This window comes from Sulfurimonas lacustris, assembly GCF_059705355.1.
Window position 1 is genome coordinate 2,144,712 of sequence record NZ_AP046125.1, and the last position, 19,697, is coordinate 2,164,408.

Genomic DNA, 19,697 nt, shown 5'->3' on the forward strand with positions numbered 1-19,697 from the left:
GATTGGAGCTCTTTTGTTAAGAACCCGCTTTTAGTTTGTCGATTGTAACCTCATTTCAATTAATCTCAGTTGATGTCCATCAACAAAGGATTTGAAAAAAGTATGGTATTATATCGGAGATAACAAAAGAGAAAAAAAAGAGAAAAAGAGGTATTTTGAGCTATTTTCCTACCTTTTTAAACCTCCAAAACAGAAAAATTCTTCTTGTTGGAGGTGGTTTAGTCGCCTCTGCAAAATTGCGTCATCTTTTAGATTTTACTACAAATATCTCCGTCATAGCTCCCATTTTATGTGATGAAACAGAGCGTCTCATAGAAGCGCACAGCCTCTCTTTAGCGCAAAGAGGGTATGAACAAGGTGATGTTGCAGATTTTGACATCGTCGTTGTAGCAGTGGACAACATTGCGCTTCAAGCGGAGATATTTAAAGAGTCAAGAGGGTATAATTGCCTTTGCAATTGTGTCGATGCTACAGAGTATTGTGATTTTATCTTTGGCTCTACCATCAAAAAAGATGATTTGACTATCGCTATTTCGACTTCTGGTGCATCTCCTGCTGTAGCAAAAGTACTTAAAAACTACTTTGAATCCTGTATTCCAAGCGATATAGGGATTTTTCTCCAAGAGATGAGAGCGCTTCGAGAAAAACTGCCAAAAGGCAAAGAGAGAATGAAGATGCTTCAAGAAAAAGCGCAAGAATATATAAAAAAACATAGGAGAAACGGATGAATACAACTTTAAAAAAGGCTCTAATTTTCGGATTTTTTACAGCTTTTTTGATTTTAGGAACGCTCTCAATGCAAAGAGCAATGCCAGAAGCAAAAGAGGATCGCATCTATATGGAGATCAAAGCTTACAGCCCTTTTCTTGTAGAAAAAAGGATTGGTGGACTCACTATCATTGATAAACGTTACGATACCAAAGAGAAGCCAAACGCAAGCGATTTGTACCACAGACTTGACGAACTAGAAAAAAAATGGGGCAAAGAGTGTCTTAGAGTTGAGGGTAACGAAGTCTCGATTATGAGTGAAAAAGGTGAACTTCTTGGAAAAGTTCTTATCCAAAATGAAAAAGAGAGAGAGTTTCTTAAAACCTTTTTTGGGATTTAAGCCTCTGTTTTTCCCTCTGTTAAACGAAATGACAAAAAAAGCGCTGCCAAAAGCACTCCAGTTGCGAGTGAGTAGAGCAGTGTGTAGTTTGTGTAGTGCAAAACAACCCCGCCAATGATAGAGAAAAACATCCCCAAAGAGACGATATTCATCTGAAGTGCTATGTAAACGGGTCTTTTATCCGCTGGAGCAAGCTTAAGTATGAGGTTGCTTGAAGCGATGCGATTTCCATCCATAGAAGCACCCACTAAAAAGAAGATAAGCATATACGCATAGAGCGAAGATGCTACAAATGCAAGTAAAATAGCGACGATTTGTAGTGAAATCGCCACTTTTGCCACGGCAATATTACGTCCGTTACCGCTCAAATTTCCCCATAAAAAGTTACTAAGCATCGCTCCAACCATCTGCGTTGTGATGAGTGAGCCTATCGCCACACCGTCAAGATTTATCTTTTGCTGCGCATCGAGAATGATAAAAGGCAGAGCGATAAGATAGCCGTACGCTAAGAAAAAAGTGCTTACTTGCGTCTGAAAATTTTTATCTGCTTTGAGGATGGAGAGGGAGTTTTGCAAAAACTTTTTAAAAGAACTCTCTTTTTTTGAAACCTCCTCTTTTTCAGGTTCATCCACCAAAGCAAACGCTATGTAGCCCAAAGCCATGATAAAAGAGCTGATGACAAAGAGGTAACCATAACTTTGTGGTGCCTCAAACGACTCCAAAATCCAAGCCGCAAGCGCACCGCTGATTAGCCCACCCACCGCACTGAAAAACTGTCTGTACGCCATCGTTTTGCCACGAAACTTATGTGAAAATATCTTTGCCATAATTTCCCGAAAGTAAATCGCCGCAAATCCCGCACTGAAGGAGAAGAGAAAGAGCCCAAAACCTATGGAAGCGAGGGTTAGGTTGGGATAGTTTTCGCCAAAAAGGAGAATCGCAACACCGATGAGAAACCATGAGAAAAATCGGACAAAAAATATTCTACGCAGATAAGGCATCATCCGCTTGTAACTCTGTGCATGAAAGGCGGCAAAAAGCTGCACAATGACCGCTCCGCCACGAAGAAGTGCCGCAAAAAATCCCACAAGCATAGAACTTCCGCCAAAATAGTTGACGATGAGAGGCAAGATAGTAGAGGGTTCAGCGATAGTCGTTCCTATCGCCAAAAAGAAGCCATGTAAAATGTTTTTCAGATGGCTGGAAAATTTATCCATTGAGTTTTTCGTAAGCTTCTTCTATCGTTTTAGCCTTTTGTGCCACAAAAAGATAGACAGCGGCGTTGAGTCGTGCAAGTTTTAAAAATTCATCAGAGGGGTTGTTTATCTGTTCTAAAGACTCCTCCAAAGAGATTTTCTCCCAAGATTTTGTGTAGTTTACTCCATAGTACTCAGGATCTACAATAATCTCTTCTACATCACTGCCATCCGCGATCCACAACCTCCCCTTGCTAAAGAGCTCCGGCGTCCCCTCATTTCCCTGAATAAGCGCCAATCTCTTATATCTGTCCGCAAAAGCGTCAATATATTTTTTTACAAAAGGTTTGTGAAAAACACCCGTAATAGCGTACTCACTTTTAGCAACTTTCGTCAATTTTTCAATAGTGTTAAGCCCTGTTCTAAGCCCAAGACGCATACGAAGCGGCGTGAGGTCATGCATCTCTTTAAAAAAGTCAGCTCTGTCAAAATAGTGTAAATTTTTACCGCGTTCAATGTTAGTAGCTACCTCTTTTAAGGTAATCCCCGCCTTTGCTGGCGCCAAATCATCACCAGTGACTACAAGATGAAGCTCGGAATTTTCAAGCATTTTAGCAACAAGTGGAAAAATAAAAGGATTGTTTGCCTTTCCGTCAAATGGGTATCCAAGCTCTAGCGAGTTCGCCACTGGCATCTCTTTGATAAACCCATCACACGCCTCTACAACACCTCTAAACTCATCCGTTGTCTCAGGTTTGAGCCTCCATCCAAGTAAAAAAGCAGCAGCTTGTTCAGGATAAACCTCTTGCTTTAAAACCTGTTCCATCATGTCCTTTGCCTCTTGCAAAGTCAAATCACGATTGCCTTTTTCGCCCGTCCCTACCGCATGAATATATTTAAAAAAGTCCATTATTTCTCTCTGTTTTTACAATTTTTTTTCTTCGGCGGTATAATAATATCATTTGCTTAATGTCAGGTAATAGTCTCAAACTCATTAAAAAACTTATGCAATTTTTGCAAAACACAAACCTAAATTAATCTTTTTACCCTATACTTTACGCATCAAATCATAAGGAGTTTTTATGTCAAAAGTAGTTCTGATCACGGGTGCAACTTCGGGAATGGGTGCGCTTAGTGCTGAGTTTTTAGCGTCTAATGGCTACACGGTCTATGCAGGTTCACGAGATGAAAATGTGGCGCTTGGAAGTGGCAATCTCAAACACATCTACATCGATGTCACAAAGACGCAAAGTATCAAAGATGCGGTTGCTGCCATCATCAAAAACGAGGGTAAAATCGATGTCCTTGTAAACAATGCGGGCTATGGACTTTTAGCAACGCTTGAAGAGGGAACAGATGAAGAGATGTTTAATCAGTTTGATGTCAATGTTTTTGGGCTAATTAAGGCTACAAGAGAAGTTTTGCCGCACATGAGAGAAGCTAAGAGCGGCGTTATCATAAACATCAGTTCGTTTTTGGGCAAAATGGGCTTGCCTCTACTCTCCCACTATAACGCTTCAAAGTACGCTGTTGAGGGCATAACGGATTCGCTTCGCTTTGAAACGCTCCCTTTTGGTATAAGAGTTCATGCTATAGAATCGGGACTTTTTGGGACAAACTTTGTTAAAAAAGGGCTTGTGGCAAATGCAAAAACTACGAGTGAGGATTCGCCTTATAAAGATTTGGTGGCTCATTTTGTGCCTATAGTCGCAAAAGCCATCAACGAAGGACCAAACCCGCAACCAATCGCCGATGCAATTAAGATGATTATCGAAGATGAAAATGCTCCTATTGCTGTGCCTGTTGGTGTCGAGGCGACGACATTTGTCCCTATGAGAAAGAGCATGAGCGATGAGGCGTTTGAGCAAAAAGTCAAAGAGACATTTGGCTTTTAGATGAAAAAGCTGCTCTTTTATACTCTGCTTTTAGCTATCGTCGTTGTCACTACGATGACGACTATCGCCTATTTGACACCTCCAAAAAAGGTTCCAAACTATAGCGATGCAGCGTTAAGAGAGTTGGCGATAACAAAGGGGCACAAAGCGATGCCCTCCTCTTTGGGTGAGCTTAAAGCCCTTGTGGACGATGTTTCCAACCCAATAACGCATGAGAAGATGACGCTTGGCGCAGAGCTTTTCTTTGATACAAATCTCTCAAAAAGCAGCAAAACAAGCTGTGCCACTTGCCACTCTTTTGAGAGAGACCTCAAAAATAGCGGTGCGATGTTGCAAATGCTCACGCAAAAAGAGTCAAAAACCAACGATTGCGCCGCATGCCATCTAAGAGACCAAAGCGGGGTGGACAGATTTACCTTTTCTCAGGGCGACAAAGACACCGTGCATCCAAATCTTCTCAACACACAAACCATTTTAAACACAGCTTTTGCAAAACATTTTACATGGAGTGGCGAGGTTGCGACCATAAGGGAGCAGAGTGCAAACTCGCTTCTAGCACACCACAAACTCAATATGACCAAAGAAGATATCAACTCCACCCTTGCCAAAAATCCAAGATATCAAAAATTATTTGCAGAGGCTTTTGAGGATGGCATAACATTTGAGAACACCGCAAAAGCGCTTGAAGCGTATGTAAAAACGCTTGTCACAAGAGGGGCGTATGACAGATTTTTGGATGGAGACGACACCGCCATGAGCGGCACAGCCAAGAGAGGATTGGCAAATTTTATCAACCATGGATGCAAAGGGTGCCACTCTGGCAGAGCTTTTGGAGGCGAGAGTATCCAGAGATTTCCCCTTAGAGAGTTTGCACAGCTTTATGATGTAAAGTTCAATTTTGAATTTTTTCCAGAGCCAAGACGACTTGACGATGAGTTTCCTTTTAAAAACAGCGGCGGCTATCTCGGTAAAGAGGATGCACACCTTTTTCGGGTTCCTATTCTTAGAAATGTCACAAAAACATCCCCCTATTTTCACAACGGCGCAGTACCAAAGATAAGAGAAGCGGTGGATATCATGGGAAGACACCAACTCGGTCGCCATCTTACACTTGAGCAGATTGATGAGATTGTTGCATTTTTAAGAACATTAGAGGGCGATATAGTTGACTACAGGAGCGCAAAATGAGGAGATTTTTAGTAAAGTTTTTTATATTTTTGATGTTCGTCTCGGGTGTGGTTCAGCTTAAGTTATTTGACGTCTCATGGGAGATTTTTAGAGTTGTACAGCCCTTGCACATAGCCTTCTCTCTCCTTGTTATGCTCTTTTTTATGAACTCTTTTATCTATAAACATATCCGAAGATACTATTTTGTAAAAAAGACAAACAGCGTGGATGGTTGGATGCTTCTGGTCTCTTTTGCCCTTGTTACATTTAGCGGAGTGTACCTCTTTTTTATCGGCAATCGTGGCGGAGATACTTTAGGGGTGCTCTCATTTAACATCCACCTCTTTGGCTCATTTGTTTTGATGCTCTTTTTTCTTTGGCATATTACGGCACCCATGAAACAAAACAGAGAGCCGTTGGCACTTGTAGCAGCTCTTTTTCTCCTCTATCCATCTATCTCACAAAGCAAGATAACAGAACTCTCAAATCTTGAGATAACCAAAAATGGCGAAAAAAGCTACCACAGCGAGGATTGGACAAACTCCGCAAAATGCAAATCATGCCACAGCGAGATTTTTGAGCAGTGGAGTAACTCAAACCACAAGCATATAGCAGGCTCAAACCCCTACTATATGGCTATGGAGACACTCGCGGGAGAGGTTGAGGGAGAGGAGTTTCGTAAATGGTGCATGGGATGCCACAACCCAAGCGCGCTTTCGGTAGGAATTGGCAAAAGCACGCATGCCATGGATGGCAATTTCGTGAGTAATGAACATTTTGAAAAAGGTGCAAAAACGCTTCTCAAAGATTTTAAAGAACATGGCAATTTCAGGCTTGAAGAGGGTGTTTCTTGTATCACATGCCATCAGATAACAGATGCAAACTCTAGCGGCAACGCCTCGTATAAACTCTCATTGGATAGAAAAAAGTATGCTTTTGAAGATTCCAAGTCGGCTTTAGGGAACTGGTTTAGCGAAAAACTGATTAACTCAAATCCAACTGCACATAAAGAGAGCTACTCCAAAGAGATTTACAAAGAGAGCCGCTACTGTGCCTCGTGTCATGATGAATCCCACCCGCAAAATGGCATAAAAATCGTCTCAACGTTTCAAGAGTGGGAGAAGTCTCCCTTTAACAACCCAAACGACAAAACCAAACATAAAAGCTGCATAGACTGCCATATGACAAATCTCAAAGATGGTAAATTTGCGCCCTTAAGAGGCACTTCTACGGATGGCGGAGCTACCAAAGAGGATGTCAAAGTTCACTATTTTGCAGGCTCAAACCACTTTTTATCAGGTCTTAGAGACAAAGCACAAGAGGAGCAGACGCTTCAGCTTCTTAGAACTTCAGCCAAACTTGATGTTGCACTAAAGGATGGCGTTTTGGAAGTAGGCGTCGAAAATGTCGGCGCAGGACATCATCTCCCCACTGGCGTGGCTGATTTTAGGGAGTTATGGCTGGACATTGAAGTAAAAGATAGAGAGGACAAGCTGATTTTCTCAAGCGGCAAACTCAAAAGTGACGGCAACATAGAGGATGGAAGCAGACTTTTTCAAAAGGTTTTTGGCGATGAAAATCATAAGCCCGTCGGACTTCTTTTTTGGAAGTACAAAACACTTCTAAGTGACACACGCATACCAGCAGGCGAGAGAAGAGTAGAAAAATTTACACTAGACAAAGGGACAAAATACCCGATTCAAGTAAGTGCAAAACTCAACTTTAGAATCTATCCTCAATGGGTAACTGACGCAGTAAGAAAAGTTTTTCCAGTTCTAAGCGACCCAAATATAGTCGAACTCCTCAGAGTAGAAAAAGAGTTAAAGTAGTTTTTAGCCTAGCGTCATGCTAAGCTAAAACAGAAGTATTAGTGTTTCGTTTTATCGTGCTGCAACTCTTTTACGATTGCAGTTCTTAAAACCTCTAGCTCTGATTGAGGTAGGTTATCTTTAGAACACATAATATGCTCTTTTGCTACGATGATAGTAGTCGAACGCATCACTCCATCAATAATCTTCTCAGCCATAATAGCGTTTGATTTGAACTCAGTCATTCTCCAACCCTCTTCATGTCCCGCTTTTTTTATCGCTTCAATAACACTTTCTGAACTACGATGTCCGATATAAATAGCAGTTTTACATATAGTCGCATCCTCTTGTACATGCGCTCCCATCTCACTATCTCCACTCTTTAAACTACATCCCGACATAAGCATTAACGTAGCAACAGAAGCCGCAGCTATCGATACCATTCTTTTCATAACCATCTCCCTTGATTTTATTTTCATGATTTTTTTTGTAAAATTAATTCTACATTAAAAAAAATTAATGAATCAATGATATAATAATAGAGATAAAACAAAATTTAAATGAAAAATAAAGAGATTGATAAAATGAGCATGCAAGATTTAGTAATAGTAGGTGTGATGAGTGTTCCGATGTTGATGTTTTCTGTTTTTCCAGGGATTTGGCTTGGTGATTATCTTGAGCGCAAACACCAGATAGAGGAGAAATCTAAGCGCAGCGTCGTTGTTGTCACAACAATACTCTTTGCATTTACCCTCTCTAGTCTGCTTCACTTCTTTTAACGCTTTTATAAAAACTAAAACATACGAACTGAAAAAACTGAAATTGTATAAATTTTGGGCATGTTTCGTATAGTTACATTAATAATAAAACTAACCTTAATTTTTAATTTACCAAAAAAAATTGATACAAATCAACTGTTTTTAAACTAATTCAGACTAAACTTCTCTTGATTCTGAAAAATGGAACGAACGAAGGAGAGATAAAATGGTTGATGAAGCTTTAATGTCCCGCGACATTCTTGTGGATGATTTTCTAACGATATTTGTATCTTCTACACTCGTACTGGTATTTGGAGGATTCTATGTTGGTATATATACGGCTGTAAAAGTTAAACTTCTCAAGCAATGGACGATGCCTTTTGCATATCTGTTTTGGTTGTTGACTGCTTATTGTTTGTATTTGATGGGAAGTTTAATGCATGTAAATGAACTTACAGCTAAAGCTTTGGTTGTTGCTGCTATTGGATTGTTATTACTTCCACATGCAGTTTATTACATGCAAGACCATGTTCATGAAGAAAATGAACATTAATTCATATATATTGACCCATAATTTATAGGAGGGTATAGTGGCTAAAAATTCCGTATGGAGTGACAATCGCTTCTGGCAACGTACAGCGGCGTGGATTACAGGTTTTGCTTCAGTTTTACTTATTTGGTTGACATTTGATACAAGTGCTCAAATTTCAATGGGAACTGATGCAGACATACAAAATGGCGTAACGAAAAGGGTTCCAGGACCTACAGTTATCAACTACAAGATTACTTACGAGATGAACAAGAAGCGTCAGCATGAAATTCCAGTTATTGGTGGAATGAACGCAGAGGGGACTTCAGCTTTCCAAGAAAAAGAGAAATTCTTTGGAAGAGATGACTGGAGCGAAGAAGAAGCTGCTGAGTTGTTGCGTATTGGTAAATTAGGTTCACAATCTAAAAACTGTATGAACTGCCATACATTACTAGGAAATGGTGCATACTATGCTCCAGACTTAACAAAAGCTTGGTTAGATCCGGCATGGGGTCCAACAGGTCCAATGATGGGTATGACAGGTAAAGAGACTAAAGAAGAAGCGATGGCTGAGTTCTTAATGAATCCATCTCAATATCCAACGCACGCTCGTATGATGCCAAATCTTGGTATTACTGCTGAAGAAGCTAAAGGTTTAGTTGCTTTCTTGAAACATATGTCATCAATTGATTCAAATGGTTTCCCAAGAAACTTTGGAAAAATGCAAGGAGCGGTAAATGGCAAATAGTTATTTAAAATCTGAATCTAAAAAGTTAGCAACTTGGTACTTCACTGTTGCAGCGATTCTTTTTGGTGCACAGTTGCTTTTTGGACTTGTTGCTGCAGCACAGTATGTTATACCAGGCTTCTTGTTTGAAATACTAGACTTCTCAGTAGCTAGAATGGTACACATCAATGCACTCGTTGTATGGATGGTTTTTGCAATGTTTGGTGCGGTTTATTGGTTATTACCAGATGAAACTGGTATTGAAACTGTTGGTATCGGTATGGGTAAACTCCTTTTCTGGATTTTTACTGCTGCTGTAACTGTTGTTGTTCTTGTATATCTCTTCATTCAAGTTGGACCTGCTGATGAAACATCAATCTGGTTAATTCATGAAGGTCGTGAGTACATTGAAGCACCACGTTGGGCTGACTTAGGTATTACTGTTGTAGCACTTGGTTTCGTTGCAAACCTTTTCATGACAGGTATGAAAGGTAACCGCTCTGGTATCGTAACTGTTCTTATGGCAGACATGATTGCTTTTGCTGGTCTTTACTTAACAGGTATGTTCTACACAGACAACATTTCAGTTGATCAGTTCTGGTGGTGGTGGGTTATTCACCTTTGGGTTGAAGCTACTTGGGAAGTTTACGTAGGTGCTATCGCTGCTTATGGTCTTATCACTATGATTGGTGCACACCGTAAAGTTGTTGAAATGTGGTTATGGATCGAAGTATCAATGCTATTTGGTTCTGGTATTCTTGGTCTTGGTCACCACTACTTCTGGATCGGTACACCTGAGTACTGGTGGGAAATTGGTGCACTTTTCTCTGCTCTAGAGCCACTTCCACTTGTTGCAATGTTTATCCACGTTCTTTATGACTGGGGAAAAATGCAAGGAGAAGAGGATGCAAAAGGTCAAGCGGTTTCTGTTATTACAAACAAACCAGCATTTACATGGTTCGTTCTTAATGCATTTGGTAACTTCTTAGGTGCTGGTATTTGGGGATTCTTCCACACACTACCACAGGTAAACCTTTATACGCACGGAACACAGTTTACATCTGCTCACGGACACTTAGCGTTCTTTGGAGCTTATGCAACTATTCTTGTAGGTATGATGTATATTGCTGTTCAAGGCAAAAATGGCATCAAGATTATGAATAACACAAAATCAACTATCTGGGCAACTAGTATGATTGTTGGTGGTGTTGTTGGTATGACTGTTGCACTTACTATTGCTGGATACTCTGATGTTATCATCTCTCGTGCACAAATGGGTGCTACATGGGCAGGCTACTTTGATGCTCAAGCAACAACTTGGTTAGTACAAGGTATGGTATGGAGACTCTTAATGGGTGTTATTACATTTATAGGTTTCCTATTCTTAGCTAAAGATTTATTGAGTATCGGTAAAGCTACTCACCACGTAAGATAAGGAGAGACACAAATGATGAACGCAATGTTTGAACCATTTACAGACGTAGTACCAAGTTTTTTTGGTACACTCGCTCAGGGTCCATTGACTCTAACTATTTTCTTGCACACGGTAATTATACTTCCAATGTTTTGGATTTATAAGCAAGAAAAAGCTCGTTTAGAGCAAGAGGGTAACTAATATTTCTAAACCTTCAGGGCCCACATCGGGCCTTGAGGTTTACAATGAGTTTCGAATCGAAAGGTTCGTATTTGTTTCTATTTTAGAAGGAGAAATAAAATGAGATTAAATAAGTTAGCAATGTCAGTAGCAGCTATCGCAGTTGTTGCTTCAGGTTTAGTAGCAGATACATCTGCAATGGATGTTGAAAAAGTTTTTGAAAAAGAGTGTCAAGGTTGTCACGGTCCTAACCACGAAGGTGGTGTTGGTTCAGACTTACGTCCTGCCGTAATAGCAAAGAAAAATGCTTATGAGTTGGCTGCAACTATCCTAAACGGTAAAGCAGGAACTGCAATGCCAGGTTTCAAAGAGAAGTTCTCAAAAGCTGATGCAGATAAGATGGTTGATTATCTACAACACTTCAAAGGCAGACAAATCAAGCAGTTAACACTTGAGGCTGTTAAAGATGGTTGGAAAAAACATAACGACAGAATGGAGTTCTTCAAAAAGTATCCAAATCCAGCTGACGTTAAGAAAAACACTGATATCTGTTTCGTAACTGAGCGTGACGCTGAGCGTGTTGCATTCGTTGACGGTACAAACGGTAAGATTTTATCAAAACACCCTGCAGGTTTCGCGGTTCACGTAACTGTAACAAACAAGCGTCAACCACGTTATGCGTACTCAATCTCTCGTTCAGGTTTAGTAACGATGTTCGACTTAAATACTCCGGGTCAACAAAAAATTGCTGAGTGTCAAGTTGGATCTGAGTCTCGTGGTCTTGCAGTATCTCCGGATGGTAAGTACCTAATGGCTGGTAACTATACTCCGGGTGGTGCTGTCCTTATGGATGCTATGACTCTTGAGCCATTAAAAGTTTACCCAACTTCAAGTGTTATCAAGCCAAACGGTGACATCGATTCATCTCGTGTTGCAGGTATTTTCGATACTCCATACGGTCCTTATATTGCATTCGCACTTAAAGATGGTGGACACGTTTATATCGTTGACTACTCTAAGCCAGGATTCCCAATCGTTGGTGACATTCCAAACATCGGTGATATCCTTCACGATGGTTTCTTAAATGAAGGTAAAGAGATTGGTCGTTACCTCTTCATCGCTTCTCAAGGAAGTGACGTTGTTGGTGTTGTTGACTTTAAAACTAAATCTTTAGTAACTAAGATTTATACAGGTCCAGCATCTAAGCCACACCCAGGTCAAGGTTCTTCTTGGTTCAACGAAACATTGAAGCAACAACTTGGAGCAACAGTTAACATGAACTTAGGTCAAGTTACAATTTGGGATGATCACTTCGATGTTATCCGTCAAATCCCAACAGGTGGTGGCGGTCTATTCGTTGGTACATCTGAGCATACACCATTTATCTGGGCTGATAACGTTCTTGGATCAAGCGATGTTTGGAACCAAGTTCACCTTATCAACAAGCAAACTCTTGAGCTAGACAGAATCATCACTGTTGGTACAACTGAAGGTACAGTTACAGATCCTGTAACTCATAAAGTACTTTACAAGTGGGCTGTTCCAACTGTAAAAGATGACAAAGGCGTTGCAGTAGTTCCTAGAATTCTTCACGCTGAGCCGGCAAATCACGGTCACTGGACTATGATTTCTGAGTGGAATGCAGGTCGTATCGGTATCTATGAAGCTAAAACTGGTAACTTTGTTAAATACATCACTGGTTTAACAACTCCTACGTTTACTTACTCTATCGAGCACAGACAAACTATTCCAGGTGCATAATGTACACCTTCTCTCCCTTTGGGGGAGAAAATCTACTTCTTAAAACAACCTCATACAAAATTTCTCTCACTCTCTCTTTGTTTCTAATCGTATAAAAAATTATTATTTTGACATTTATAAGCCATTATTCAAGCTTAGTTTAGCTAAAATAAAACGCACAATTACTAGCTATAAAAAGAGAAAAAATGAAAAAAAAATTATTTGCTGCACTGTTTTTTACATCGCTTCTATCCGCTGATGCAACTACAGGTAAAGAAGTTTTTGAAACCTACTGTTGGGGCTGTCACCACCAAACTTCTGAAGCATTCGGTCCTCCATTCACTCAAATCGCAAATAAAAGAACATTTGAAGAGATTCAAGCATATATTATCGACCCAGAGTCAATGTACAAGTCGTTTGGATACAAACGAACTGTTATGACAAAGCTAAAATTAACAGACAAAGAGAGAGAGCAGATAGCACACTATGTTCTCTCCTACAAAGGCAAATAGATGTTTAGACTCTCCAACCTTATTCACTCCGTCATCCAAGACAAACCAGAGAGAGTTCTTAATGGCTCTATCGCTATATGGAACTTCACCAATCGCTGCAACCTCTCATGCTTGCACTGCTACTCAAAATCAACACTTGATGAAGTTGACACACTTACAACCCAGCAGATTAAAAAAACGATTTTAGAGATGAAGGAAAATGGAGTAAAATTCATTATCTTCTCTGGCGGTGAGCCCCTTACACGTAAAGACCTTTTTGAAATTGCAGACTTTTGTAAAGAAAACGGTATCATCACCTACCTCTCAAGTAACGGACTTTACTTTACTTCAAGCAACGTCAAGCGCATTGTCGATACTTTTAACTATGTTGGTATCAGCATTGATGGAGATGCACCGACACATGACCATTTCCGTGGTCTTAAAGGTGCATTTACTGAGACGCTAAAAGCCGTACGCCTCGCAAATGAGCATGGCGGCAAAGTTGGGATTCGCTTTACCATCACCAAAGAGACACTGGGTTCACTTGAGTACATCTTTGACCTCGCAGAAAAAGAGGAAATCTCAAAGATATATATCTCGCATCTTGTCTATTCTGGACGTGGACTAGACAACTTAAAGATGGACTTATCTAAAGAGCAAAGAAGAAAATCAGTAGAATTTATCCTTGATAAAGCGTTTGAGTACTATGAAACAGGCAGAGATATAGAGATAGTTACTGGCAACATGGAACAAGATGCGATTTTGTTTTTAAACAGATTTGGTGCAAAATTTCCTCATCTTAAAGCAAAAATGAGAGAACGCCTTGTTTCATGGGGCGGGAACAGTGCAGGACGCAAACTCCTTAACATCAACAGCGAGGGTGACGTACGCCCTGACCCGTTTTTCCCACTGACAGTCGGCAATATCATAGAGCAAGACTTTGGCACTATCTGGCAAGGCGGCGAGTTGCTAGACCAACTACGCATCCATCCAAGAAAACAGATAAGCGGTATTTGTGCATCATGTGAGCAGATAGATGTCTGCAACGGAGGTTCCAGATCACGTGCGTATGCAGTGACTGGCGATTTATGGAGCGAAGATCCATCATGCTACTTAACAGAAAATGAGAGAAGGAGAAATTAATGCAAATCAAAAAACTTTTTATAGCTGCCTCTTTAGCAGCATCACTACTTGGCACTCTACAAGCAAAAGGAGTCAACCCAATACTTGCGGATCTCAAAGGAAATGAGAAAATCTTTGTTGTTGAGAGAGAGAGCAAATCACTTGCAGTTATAGAGCAAGGCATGACAAAAGGTCATATCGAGGGCGTTCACGACATGAACCATGGTGTTGTGAAGTTTTACGAAAAAGATGGGTATGTCATTTCACGTGATGGGTATATCGTAAAATTCAACCCTGAAACAGAAAAAGTGCTCAAAGAGTACAAAACAAGCGATAGTGCAATTGGTTTTACTGTGGAGAAAAACTACATTGCCGTGGCAAACTATGCAAAAAAGAGCGTGGACATCCTAGATAGAGACCTCAACCCTATCCGCTCTTTTGAGACTGGTTCTAAAAATGTCGGGATAAAAAAGTACAAAGACTATCTTATCTTCTCGCAAATGGACAATGATAAAATCACTGTCTTAAAAGATAAAAACAGCGGTAAAGGGCTTCCTGATTTTGAAATCCATAAAGAGTTTGAAAATGTCGGCGTGATGCCTTTTGATGCGATGATAAAAAACAACAACTTTATCACTGGATTTTTCAAAAGTGACTTCTTTGGTGTTGTTGACCTTGACACCATGACATACTCAAAGATAGATATTTTGCTTGAAGATAGAAAACCTGTTCTTAAAGTACCCCATTTTGGTTTTTGGAGTATCAGCGATGGCAATGTCTTTATCCCTGCAGTTGGAAACAACAAGGTGCTTGTCTATACATCTGACTTTAAATTTGTTAAAAACATAGAAGTTGAAGGTCTGCCTGTCTTTACGGCACTAAGCCCAGACCAAAAGTATATGGCAGTCACATTTAGCGGCGAGAAGTTCCCTGTTGTTCAAATCATAGACACGCAAACTCTTGAGGTTATCAAAAGATTTGAATTTGATGGGAAAGTGCTACATGTAAGATGGTCGGATGTGCGTCCAAATCTTTATGTCTCAGTAAATGACACAAATAAAGTTGCAGTTATAAACACAAAAGAGTGGTATCTTGCTCGTGAAATGTTTGGTATCAACAAGCCATCAGGCGTATTTATCTACAAAGAGGCAAAATAATGGGTAAAGTCTATCTAACGGGAGCGGGTCCGGGAGATATAGAGTTGCTCACGCTAAAAGCACTTCGTGTTATCAAAGATGCGGATGTTATCATCTATGACCGTCTTGCAAATCCGGACATTTTAGAAGAGGCAAAAAGCGGATGTGAGTTTGTCTATGTTGGCAAAGAGGATGGCAGACACATCGTTCCTCAAGATGATATCAATGAGGTTATCTACCAAAATGCACTTAAACATGAAAATGTTGTGCGCCTCAAAGGCGGAGACCCTTTTGTTTTTGGTCGCGGTGGAGAAGAAGCACTCTATCTTCAAGAAAGAGGCATAGCATTTGAAGTTATCCCAGGGATTACCTCTGCTATCAGCGCACCTGCTTATGCGGGCATCCCCGTAACGCATCGTGGTGTCTCTGTAAGCTTTAGAGTGGTAACAGGGCATGAATCGCCACATAAAAAAGAGTCTCAAATCCCGTGGGAGACATTTAAAACGGATGATACTATCGTCTTTTTGATGGGACTTCACAACCTACCAAAAATAGCAAAAAAACTCATAGGCATCGGCAAACCAATTGATTATCCATGTGCTGTTATCTCAAGAGGAACGACAAAGCATCAAAGCGTTGTTGTAGGTACACTTGAAAATATCGTTGCTAAAACACAAGATGTCCCAACACCAGCACTTATCGTAGTAGGCAGAGTTGTTGAGCTTAGAGAACAGCTACAGTGGTTTGAGGGAAATGAGTAGCACACTCAACACCTCCGAAGCAGTTCAAATTGCGCCCAGTATCTACTGGGTTGGCATGCACCTCAAGAATGACCCTTTTCAGTGCCACCCTTACCTTATCAAAAATGGTAATGAATCCATCCTGATTGACCCAGGCTCTATGCTTGAGTTTGATGAGACAGTTAGAAAAATCAAAACGCTCCTCCCTATGAGTGATATCAAGTACATCATCCTCCATCATCAAGACCCAGATTTGGCGGCAGCTGTTCCCGAGATAGAAAAGCTCATCAACAGAGATGATTTGCTTATCGTCACACACTCCAGAATGTCGCTTTTAGTCAAACACTACCTCATCCAATCAAGTTACTATGAGATTGATAAACATGAGAACACTCTTGTAACTTCTACGGGGTTTAAACTTGACTTTTTAACAACACCCTACTGCCACTCCCCTGGTGCATTTGTAAGCTATGAACCCACTTCTAAGGTGCTCTTCTCGGGAGATATTTTTGGAGGCATTGAGGAGTCATGGGATTTTTATGCGGATAAGAGTTACTTTACAAAAGCAAAACTTTTTCATCAGGAGTATATGCCTAGCAAAGATATCTTTAACTATGCACTAGGCAAAATCGAGAAACTTGATATCGAGCTTATCGCGCCGCAGCACGGTTCAATCATAGAGAAAAGGTATATCCAAAAGCTCATAGAAGATATGAAAAATCTTGATTGCGGTCTCTATATAGAGCAGAAGTATAACCGTGAACTTCTTGACACCATAGAGGAGTTACGAAGAAAAGAGGCAGAACTCAAAGAGCGTGATTTGCTCCTTTTTGAGCAGTCAAAACGAGCAGAGATTGGCGAAATGATGGGCAATATCGCGCATCAATGGCGTCAACCTCTTGCTATCATCAACACCTCACTTGCAATCCTTCAAGAAAAAAACCGAGCAAATCTTCTCACTAAAGAGGAGATAGCTGAGAAGCTTGAGAAGATGGAAAAACGCGTTATCTATATGTCTGAGACGATAGAGGACTTTATGAGCTACTATAGCCCAGAAAAAGAGAAGGCTTGGTTTAGCGTTGATGACGCACTCAAAAAATCGCTAGAAATTACCCATTTTGACCACAAAAACGTCAAGTTAGATATACGCTTTGATGCTACGTCGAAAATTTTCGGCTTAATCAATGAGTATGTACAAGTTATCGTCTCCATCCTCTCCAACATCAATGATTTGATTAGGATACAAAGCAAAACCAATGTCACTATTAGCATCATAGTGCACAAGACACAGGAGTTTATAACACTCAGTATCGCGGACAACTGCGGGGGAATAGAGGATGAAAATCTCACAAAGATATTTGACCCCTACTTCACCACAAAACACAAGTCTATGGGAACAGGGCTTGGACTTCATATCGCCAAGATGGTTATTGAGAGCAACATGAAGGGTTTTTTGAGTGCAAAAAACATCTACAATGAGAAAAATGAGAAAATAGGTGCAAAATTTACTATAAAGGTAAAAAATGAAGAGTGAAAAGATAAGAGATGTATCTATCTTGTTGGCAGAGGATGAGAGTGAACTTCGAGAGATGCTTCAAGAGTATCTACAACTTTTTTTCAACAGAGTTTACACGGCAGCATCTGGAGATGAAGCGTATGATATCTACAAACAAAAAAAGCCAAATATCATCCTAACAGACATAAGCATGCCTCATCTTGATGGTTTAGAGATGATTGGCAAGATAAGAGAGAGCGACAAAGAGACAAAAATCATCGTTATGAGTGCGCACTCTGAACAAGAAAAACTGCTCCTTGCCATCAAACTTCATCTTGAATCTTACCTTATCAAACCCATAAAGACGGACAAACTCAAGACAATATTGCTTGATATCGTCTCACAAATCAGAGCGACGGTGCGTCGTACTTATGTAACAGAGACTATCTTTTGGGATCACAACACCAACACACTTTGGGAAAACTCCAAAGAGATTAAACTCAGAAAAATGGAAAATATGTTGCTTAAACTTCTCTTCTCCAAGCCAAACGAGATAGCTTCAACGAAAGAGATTTTTGAGTATCTGCATGAAGAGAAAGGTGAAAAAGAGTTTTCGGTTCACGCGGTCACTTCTCTTATGAAAAGATTACGCGCGAAACTTCCGGAGGGAGTTATCCACAATATCTATGGCTCCGGATATAAAATTATACCGCTCTAATATTTTTGTAAATCGTACTTTTTAAAGAGAAGTTCGGCTTCTTTGTTACCGTTGTTTATGGCTTTTTGTGCCCACTCTTTTGCTTTTTTAAACTGCTCAAGCTCGCAATAGACTTGCGCAAGGATGTAGTAAACACTCTCATCTCCTTTTGCCGCGCTCTTCTCAAACCATTGGGACGCTGCATCAAAGTTCAACAAATGCATGTAAATATGCCCTATATTTTGCTGTGCCGCTTTATGTCCGTTGTTTGCAGCTTTTTCAAAGAGTTCGACTGTTTTTGAGATGTTGAGATCTACTCCATCGCCTTTGTAGTACATTTGACCTAAATTATACTGTGCATCACTATGATTTTGATCAGACGCTTTTGTCAAAAATACAACCGCTTTTTTGCTATCTTGAGGCACGTTGTTTCCATTGAGATAAAACATTCCCAAATCATACTGTGCATTTGCATTTGCGTTGTTAGCAGATTTCTCAAGCCATTCTATAGACTTTTTCGTATCTTTTTGCGTCCCTAAACCATTTGCATAAAGATAGCTAAGTGCGCTCTGCGCCTTTGCATCACCCTCCAATGCGCTCTTTTCATAGAGCTCAAACGCCTTTTGATACTGCTGTGCTTTAAACGCCTTAAGCGCTTCGTCCGTGCTCGCTTCTAACTGAAGCAGAAGAAAAAACATACCTACTATAAACTTGAACATTTGTATCCTTGAAAAATTGGTAATAGACTTCTTTCATAACCTCTGTTTGTTCACTAAGGCTTCACGGTGGGTACCCCAAATCTAGCAAGCTAGATTTGACCCTTCCGTTGCAGAATCGTTCACAAACAGAGGTTATGAAAGAAGTCTAATGAAATTATACTTACCTTATCTCAAACGACGCTTTTACACGCAAGTCAACTTGGTCACGAACACACATAAAAACCATACAAGGCATCTTTAGACCATACTCGCTTACCAAAATCATTGAGGTTGCATCCAGTGTAACTTCAGAATTTGTGGCAGTTATCTTTGCGTTTGCTTCAAGCTCTTTGCTTACTCCATGAAAATCAAGCTTGCCTTTTATCTTATAGGTATCGCCGTCAGCTTTTGTAACGCTTGAGATCGTGTAAGTTGCAAGTTTGTACTTAAATGCTTCTACTTCCTTATACATGCTCTCATCTCTATCACTTTTATCGCTCTTAAAAAGCGACATCTCTACCCAAAACTTTCCTTGCATGGTTGTAATATCGCCGTTTTGCATAGTTATCTGCGCTTGCAGAGCGTTGTTGAGAGGGTCAATCGTTTTATCCATAAGCATCTCGGTATGTGCCGCAACAGAACCGTTTTTGAGGTTCAAATCAGCTCCAAAAAGCCCTATGCTTATAAGAAACAGTAACACTATCTTTTTCATTTTTTTCCTTTAATATAATTCTTGCAAAACTAAAAACACGCTCACTAAGGCTTCACGGTGGGTACCCCAAATCTAGCTTGCTAG

22 protein-coding genes are annotated in these 19,697 nt (G+C 40.3%); 17 read left to right on the plus strand and 5 right to left on the minus strand.

The genetic code is table 11. From position 1 onward, the window contains the following. Positions 1–155 precede the first annotated feature (155 nt). Positions 156–728 (plus strand): precorrin-2 dehydrogenase/sirohydrochlorin ferrochelatase family protein, encoded by a 573-nt coding sequence (locus tag AC6H4V_RS11155; protein ID WP_497606899.1) that lies wholly within the window; start codon positions 156–158, stop codon positions 726–728. Continuing rightward, positions 725–1,108, plus strand: a complete 384-nt coding sequence (locus tag AC6H4V_RS11160; protein WP_428729032.1) for a hypothetical protein — start codon at positions 725–727, stop codon at positions 1,106–1,108. The genes AC6H4V_RS11155 and AC6H4V_RS11160 overlap by 4 nt, the downstream gene beginning before the upstream one ends. Here AC6H4V_RS11160 and AC6H4V_RS11165 read toward each other — a convergent pair. Both AC6H4V_RS11165 and AC6H4V_RS11170 read right to left on the minus strand, forming a co-directional pair. Further along, positions 1,105–2,325 carry an MFS transporter gene (locus AC6H4V_RS11165; protein WP_497606900.1) on the minus strand — a complete coding sequence of 407 codons (1,221 nt, stop codon included), beginning with the start codon at positions 2,323–2,325 and terminating at the stop codon, positions 1,105–1,107. The genes AC6H4V_RS11160 and AC6H4V_RS11165 overlap by 4 nt on opposite strands. Next, a complete protein-coding gene (locus AC6H4V_RS11170; RefSeq protein ID WP_428729030.1) occupies positions 2,318–3,214 on the minus strand; it encodes a glycosyl transferase in 897 nt (298 codons plus the stop codon). Before AC6H4V_RS11170 ends, AC6H4V_RS11165 begins: the two co-directional genes overlap by 8 nt. A 172-nt stretch (positions 3,215–3,386) precedes the next feature. On the opposite strand from AC6H4V_RS11170, the gene AC6H4V_RS11175 reads away from it, so the two are divergent. From AC6H4V_RS11175 to AC6H4V_RS11185, 3 genes are read left to right on the plus strand one after another with little or no spacing between them, the layout of a single operon-like run. Next, positions 3,387–4,199 carry an SDR family oxidoreductase gene (locus AC6H4V_RS11175; RefSeq protein ID WP_497606901.1) on the plus strand — a complete coding sequence of 271 codons (813 nt, stop codon included), beginning with the start codon at positions 3,387–3,389 and terminating at the stop codon, positions 4,197–4,199. Further along, on the plus strand, positions 4,200–5,387 hold the full coding sequence (locus AC6H4V_RS11180; protein WP_497606902.1) for a cytochrome-c peroxidase: 1,188 nt from the start codon (positions 4,200–4,202) through the stop codon (positions 5,385–5,387). Beyond that, the gene (locus AC6H4V_RS11185; RefSeq protein WP_497606903.1) at positions 5,384–7,195 is read left to right on the plus strand and encodes a multiheme c-type cytochrome; all 1,812 of its coding nucleotides are present in this window, start codon (positions 5,384–5,386) and stop codon (positions 7,193–7,195) included. The genes AC6H4V_RS11180 and AC6H4V_RS11185 overlap by 4 nt, the downstream gene beginning before the upstream one ends. 38 nt (positions 7,196–7,233) lie before the next feature. Here AC6H4V_RS11185 and AC6H4V_RS11190 read toward each other — a convergent pair whose 3' ends face one another. Beyond that, positions 7,234–7,626: a hypothetical protein gene (locus AC6H4V_RS11190; RefSeq protein WP_497606904.1), complete on the minus strand. Its 393-nt coding sequence runs from the start codon at positions 7,624–7,626 to the stop codon at positions 7,234–7,236. Between the two features lie 108 nt (positions 7,627–7,734). Here AC6H4V_RS11190 and AC6H4V_RS11195 point away from each other — a divergent pair, with 108 nt between their 5' ends. The 12 genes from AC6H4V_RS11195 (at position 7,735) to AC6H4V_RS11250 (ending at position 18,224) form a co-directional block, all read left to right on the plus strand. Beyond that, positions 7,735–7,953, plus strand: coding sequence for a hypothetical protein (locus tag AC6H4V_RS11195; protein WP_497606905.1), 219 nt, complete (start codon positions 7,735–7,737; stop codon positions 7,951–7,953). Positions 7,954–8,158: 205 nt separating this feature from the next. Continuing rightward, a complete protein-coding gene (locus AC6H4V_RS11200) occupies positions 8,159–8,485 on the plus strand; it encodes a hypothetical protein (RefSeq protein ID WP_428729024.1) in 327 nt (108 codons plus the stop codon). Positions 8,486–8,522: 37 nt separating this feature from the next. Next, the gene (locus AC6H4V_RS11205; RefSeq protein ID WP_497606906.1) at positions 8,523–9,209 is read left to right on the plus strand and encodes a c-type cytochrome; all 687 of its coding nucleotides are present in this window, start codon (positions 8,523–8,525) and stop codon (positions 9,207–9,209) included. Next, the gene (locus AC6H4V_RS11210; protein WP_497606907.1) at positions 9,199–10,623 is read left to right on the plus strand and encodes a cbb3-type cytochrome c oxidase subunit I; all 1,425 of its coding nucleotides are present in this window, start codon (positions 9,199–9,201) and stop codon (positions 10,621–10,623) included. Before AC6H4V_RS11205 ends, AC6H4V_RS11210 begins: the two co-directional genes overlap by 11 nt. A 12-nt stretch (positions 10,624–10,635) precedes the next feature. Further along, positions 10,636–10,803, plus strand: a complete 168-nt coding sequence (locus AC6H4V_RS11215) for a hypothetical protein (RefSeq protein ID WP_428729021.1) — start codon at positions 10,636–10,638, stop codon at positions 10,801–10,803. Positions 10,804–10,923: 120 nt separating this feature from the next. Continuing rightward, complete coding sequence (locus AC6H4V_RS11220; RefSeq protein WP_497606908.1) at positions 10,924–12,543, plus strand: cytochrome D1 domain-containing protein; 1,620 nt, start codon at positions 10,924–10,926, stop codon at positions 12,541–12,543. A gap of 185 nt (positions 12,544–12,728) precedes the next feature. Next, positions 12,729–13,034 carry a c-type cytochrome gene (locus tag AC6H4V_RS11225; RefSeq protein WP_428729019.1) on the plus strand — a complete coding sequence of 102 codons (306 nt, stop codon included), beginning with the start codon at positions 12,729–12,731 and terminating at the stop codon, positions 13,032–13,034. Beyond that, positions 13,035–14,156: a radical SAM protein gene (locus tag AC6H4V_RS11230; RefSeq protein WP_497606909.1), complete on the plus strand. Its 1,122-nt coding sequence runs from the start codon at positions 13,035–13,037 to the stop codon at positions 14,154–14,156. Next, a complete protein-coding gene (locus AC6H4V_RS11235; protein ID WP_497606910.1) occupies positions 14,156–15,292 on the plus strand; it encodes a cytochrome D1 domain-containing protein in 1,137 nt (378 codons plus the stop codon). The genes AC6H4V_RS11230 and AC6H4V_RS11235 overlap by 1 nt, the downstream gene beginning before the upstream one ends. After that, entirely contained in the window at positions 15,292–16,032 is a 741-nt protein-coding gene (gene cobA, locus AC6H4V_RS11240) for a uroporphyrinogen-III C-methyltransferase (protein WP_497606911.1), read from the plus strand. Before AC6H4V_RS11235 ends, cobA begins: the two co-directional genes overlap by 1 nt. Next, entirely contained in the window at positions 16,025–17,545 is a 1,521-nt protein-coding gene (locus AC6H4V_RS11245; RefSeq protein WP_497606912.1) for an oxygen-binding di-iron domain-containing protein, read from the plus strand. Before cobA ends, AC6H4V_RS11245 begins: the two co-directional genes overlap by 8 nt. After that, positions 17,535–18,224: a response regulator transcription factor gene (locus tag AC6H4V_RS11250; RefSeq protein WP_497606913.1), complete on the plus strand. Its 690-nt coding sequence runs from the start codon at positions 17,535–17,537 to the stop codon at positions 18,222–18,224. Before AC6H4V_RS11245 ends, AC6H4V_RS11250 begins: the two co-directional genes overlap by 11 nt. On the opposite strand, the gene AC6H4V_RS11255 is transcribed toward AC6H4V_RS11250, so the two are convergent. Together AC6H4V_RS11255 and AC6H4V_RS11260 are read right to left on the minus strand one after the other, a co-directional pair. Then, positions 18,221–18,922, minus strand: coding sequence for a tetratricopeptide repeat protein (locus AC6H4V_RS11255; RefSeq protein WP_497606914.1), 702 nt, complete (start codon positions 18,920–18,922; stop codon positions 18,221–18,223). The genes AC6H4V_RS11250 and AC6H4V_RS11255 overlap by 4 nt on opposite strands. Positions 18,923–19,082: 160 nt before the next feature. Then, a complete protein-coding gene (locus AC6H4V_RS11260) occupies positions 19,083–19,613 on the minus strand; it encodes a YceI family protein (protein WP_497606915.1) in 531 nt (176 codons plus the stop codon). Positions 19,614–19,697: the final 84 nt, after the last annotated feature.

Bases quoted from the DNA above. Each gene is read 5' to 3' on its own strand.
- AC6H4V_RS11160 (WP_428729032.1), top strand. From the start codon at position 725: ATGAATACAACTTTAAAAAAGGCTCTAATTTTCGGATTTTTTACAGCT.
- AC6H4V_RS11165 (WP_497606900.1), bottom strand. From the start codon at position 2,325: ATGGATAAATTTTCCAGCCATCTGAAAAACATTTTACATGGCTTCTTT.
- AC6H4V_RS11170 (WP_428729030.1), bottom strand. From the start codon at position 3,214: ATGGACTTTTTTAAATATATTCATGCGGTAGGGACGGGCGAAAAAGGC.
- AC6H4V_RS11175 (WP_497606901.1), top strand. From the start codon at position 3,387: ATGTCAAAAGTAGTTCTGATCACGGGTGCAACTTCGGGAATGGGTGCG.
- AC6H4V_RS11180 (WP_497606902.1), top strand. From the start codon at position 4,200: ATGAAAAAGCTGCTCTTTTATACTCTGCTTTTAGCTATCGTCGTTGTC.
- AC6H4V_RS11185 (WP_497606903.1), top strand. From the start codon at position 5,384: ATGAGGAGATTTTTAGTAAAGTTTTTTATATTTTTGATGTTCGTCTCG.
- AC6H4V_RS11190 (WP_497606904.1), bottom strand. From the start codon at position 7,626: ATGAAAAGAATGGTATCGATAGCTGCGGCTTCTGTTGCTACGTTAATG.
- AC6H4V_RS11195 (WP_497606905.1), top strand. From the start codon at position 7,735: ATGAAAAATAAAGAGATTGATAAAATGAGCATGCAAGATTTAGTAATA.
- AC6H4V_RS11200 (WP_428729024.1), top strand. From the start codon at position 8,159: ATGGTTGATGAAGCTTTAATGTCCCGCGACATTCTTGTGGATGATTTT.
- AC6H4V_RS11210 (WP_497606907.1), top strand. From the start codon at position 9,199: ATGGCAAATAGTTATTTAAAATCTGAATCTAAAAAGTTAGCAACTTGG.
- AC6H4V_RS11215 (WP_428729021.1), top strand. From the start codon at position 10,636: ATGATGAACGCAATGTTTGAACCATTTACAGACGTAGTACCAAGTTTT.
- AC6H4V_RS11220 (WP_497606908.1), top strand. From the start codon at position 10,924: ATGTCAGTAGCAGCTATCGCAGTTGTTGCTTCAGGTTTAGTAGCAGAT.
- AC6H4V_RS11225 (WP_428729019.1), top strand. From the start codon at position 12,729: ATGAAAAAAAAATTATTTGCTGCACTGTTTTTTACATCGCTTCTATCC.
- AC6H4V_RS11230 (WP_497606909.1), top strand. From the start codon at position 13,035: ATGTTTAGACTCTCCAACCTTATTCACTCCGTCATCCAAGACAAACCA.
- AC6H4V_RS11235 (WP_497606910.1), top strand. From the start codon at position 14,156: ATGCAAATCAAAAAACTTTTTATAGCTGCCTCTTTAGCAGCATCACTA.
- cobA (WP_497606911.1), top strand. From the start codon at position 15,292: ATGGGTAAAGTCTATCTAACGGGAGCGGGTCCGGGAGATATAGAGTTG.
- AC6H4V_RS11245 (WP_497606912.1), top strand. From the start codon at position 16,025: ATGAGTAGCACACTCAACACCTCCGAAGCAGTTCAAATTGCGCCCAGT.
- AC6H4V_RS11250 (WP_497606913.1), top strand. From the start codon at position 17,535: ATGAAGAGTGAAAAGATAAGAGATGTATCTATCTTGTTGGCAGAGGAT.
- AC6H4V_RS11255 (WP_497606914.1), bottom strand. From the start codon at position 18,922: ATGTTCAAGTTTATAGTAGGTATGTTTTTTCTTCTGCTTCAGTTAGAA.
- AC6H4V_RS11260 (WP_497606915.1), bottom strand. From the start codon at position 19,613: ATGAAAAAGATAGTGTTACTGTTTCTTATAAGCATAGGGCTTTTTGGA.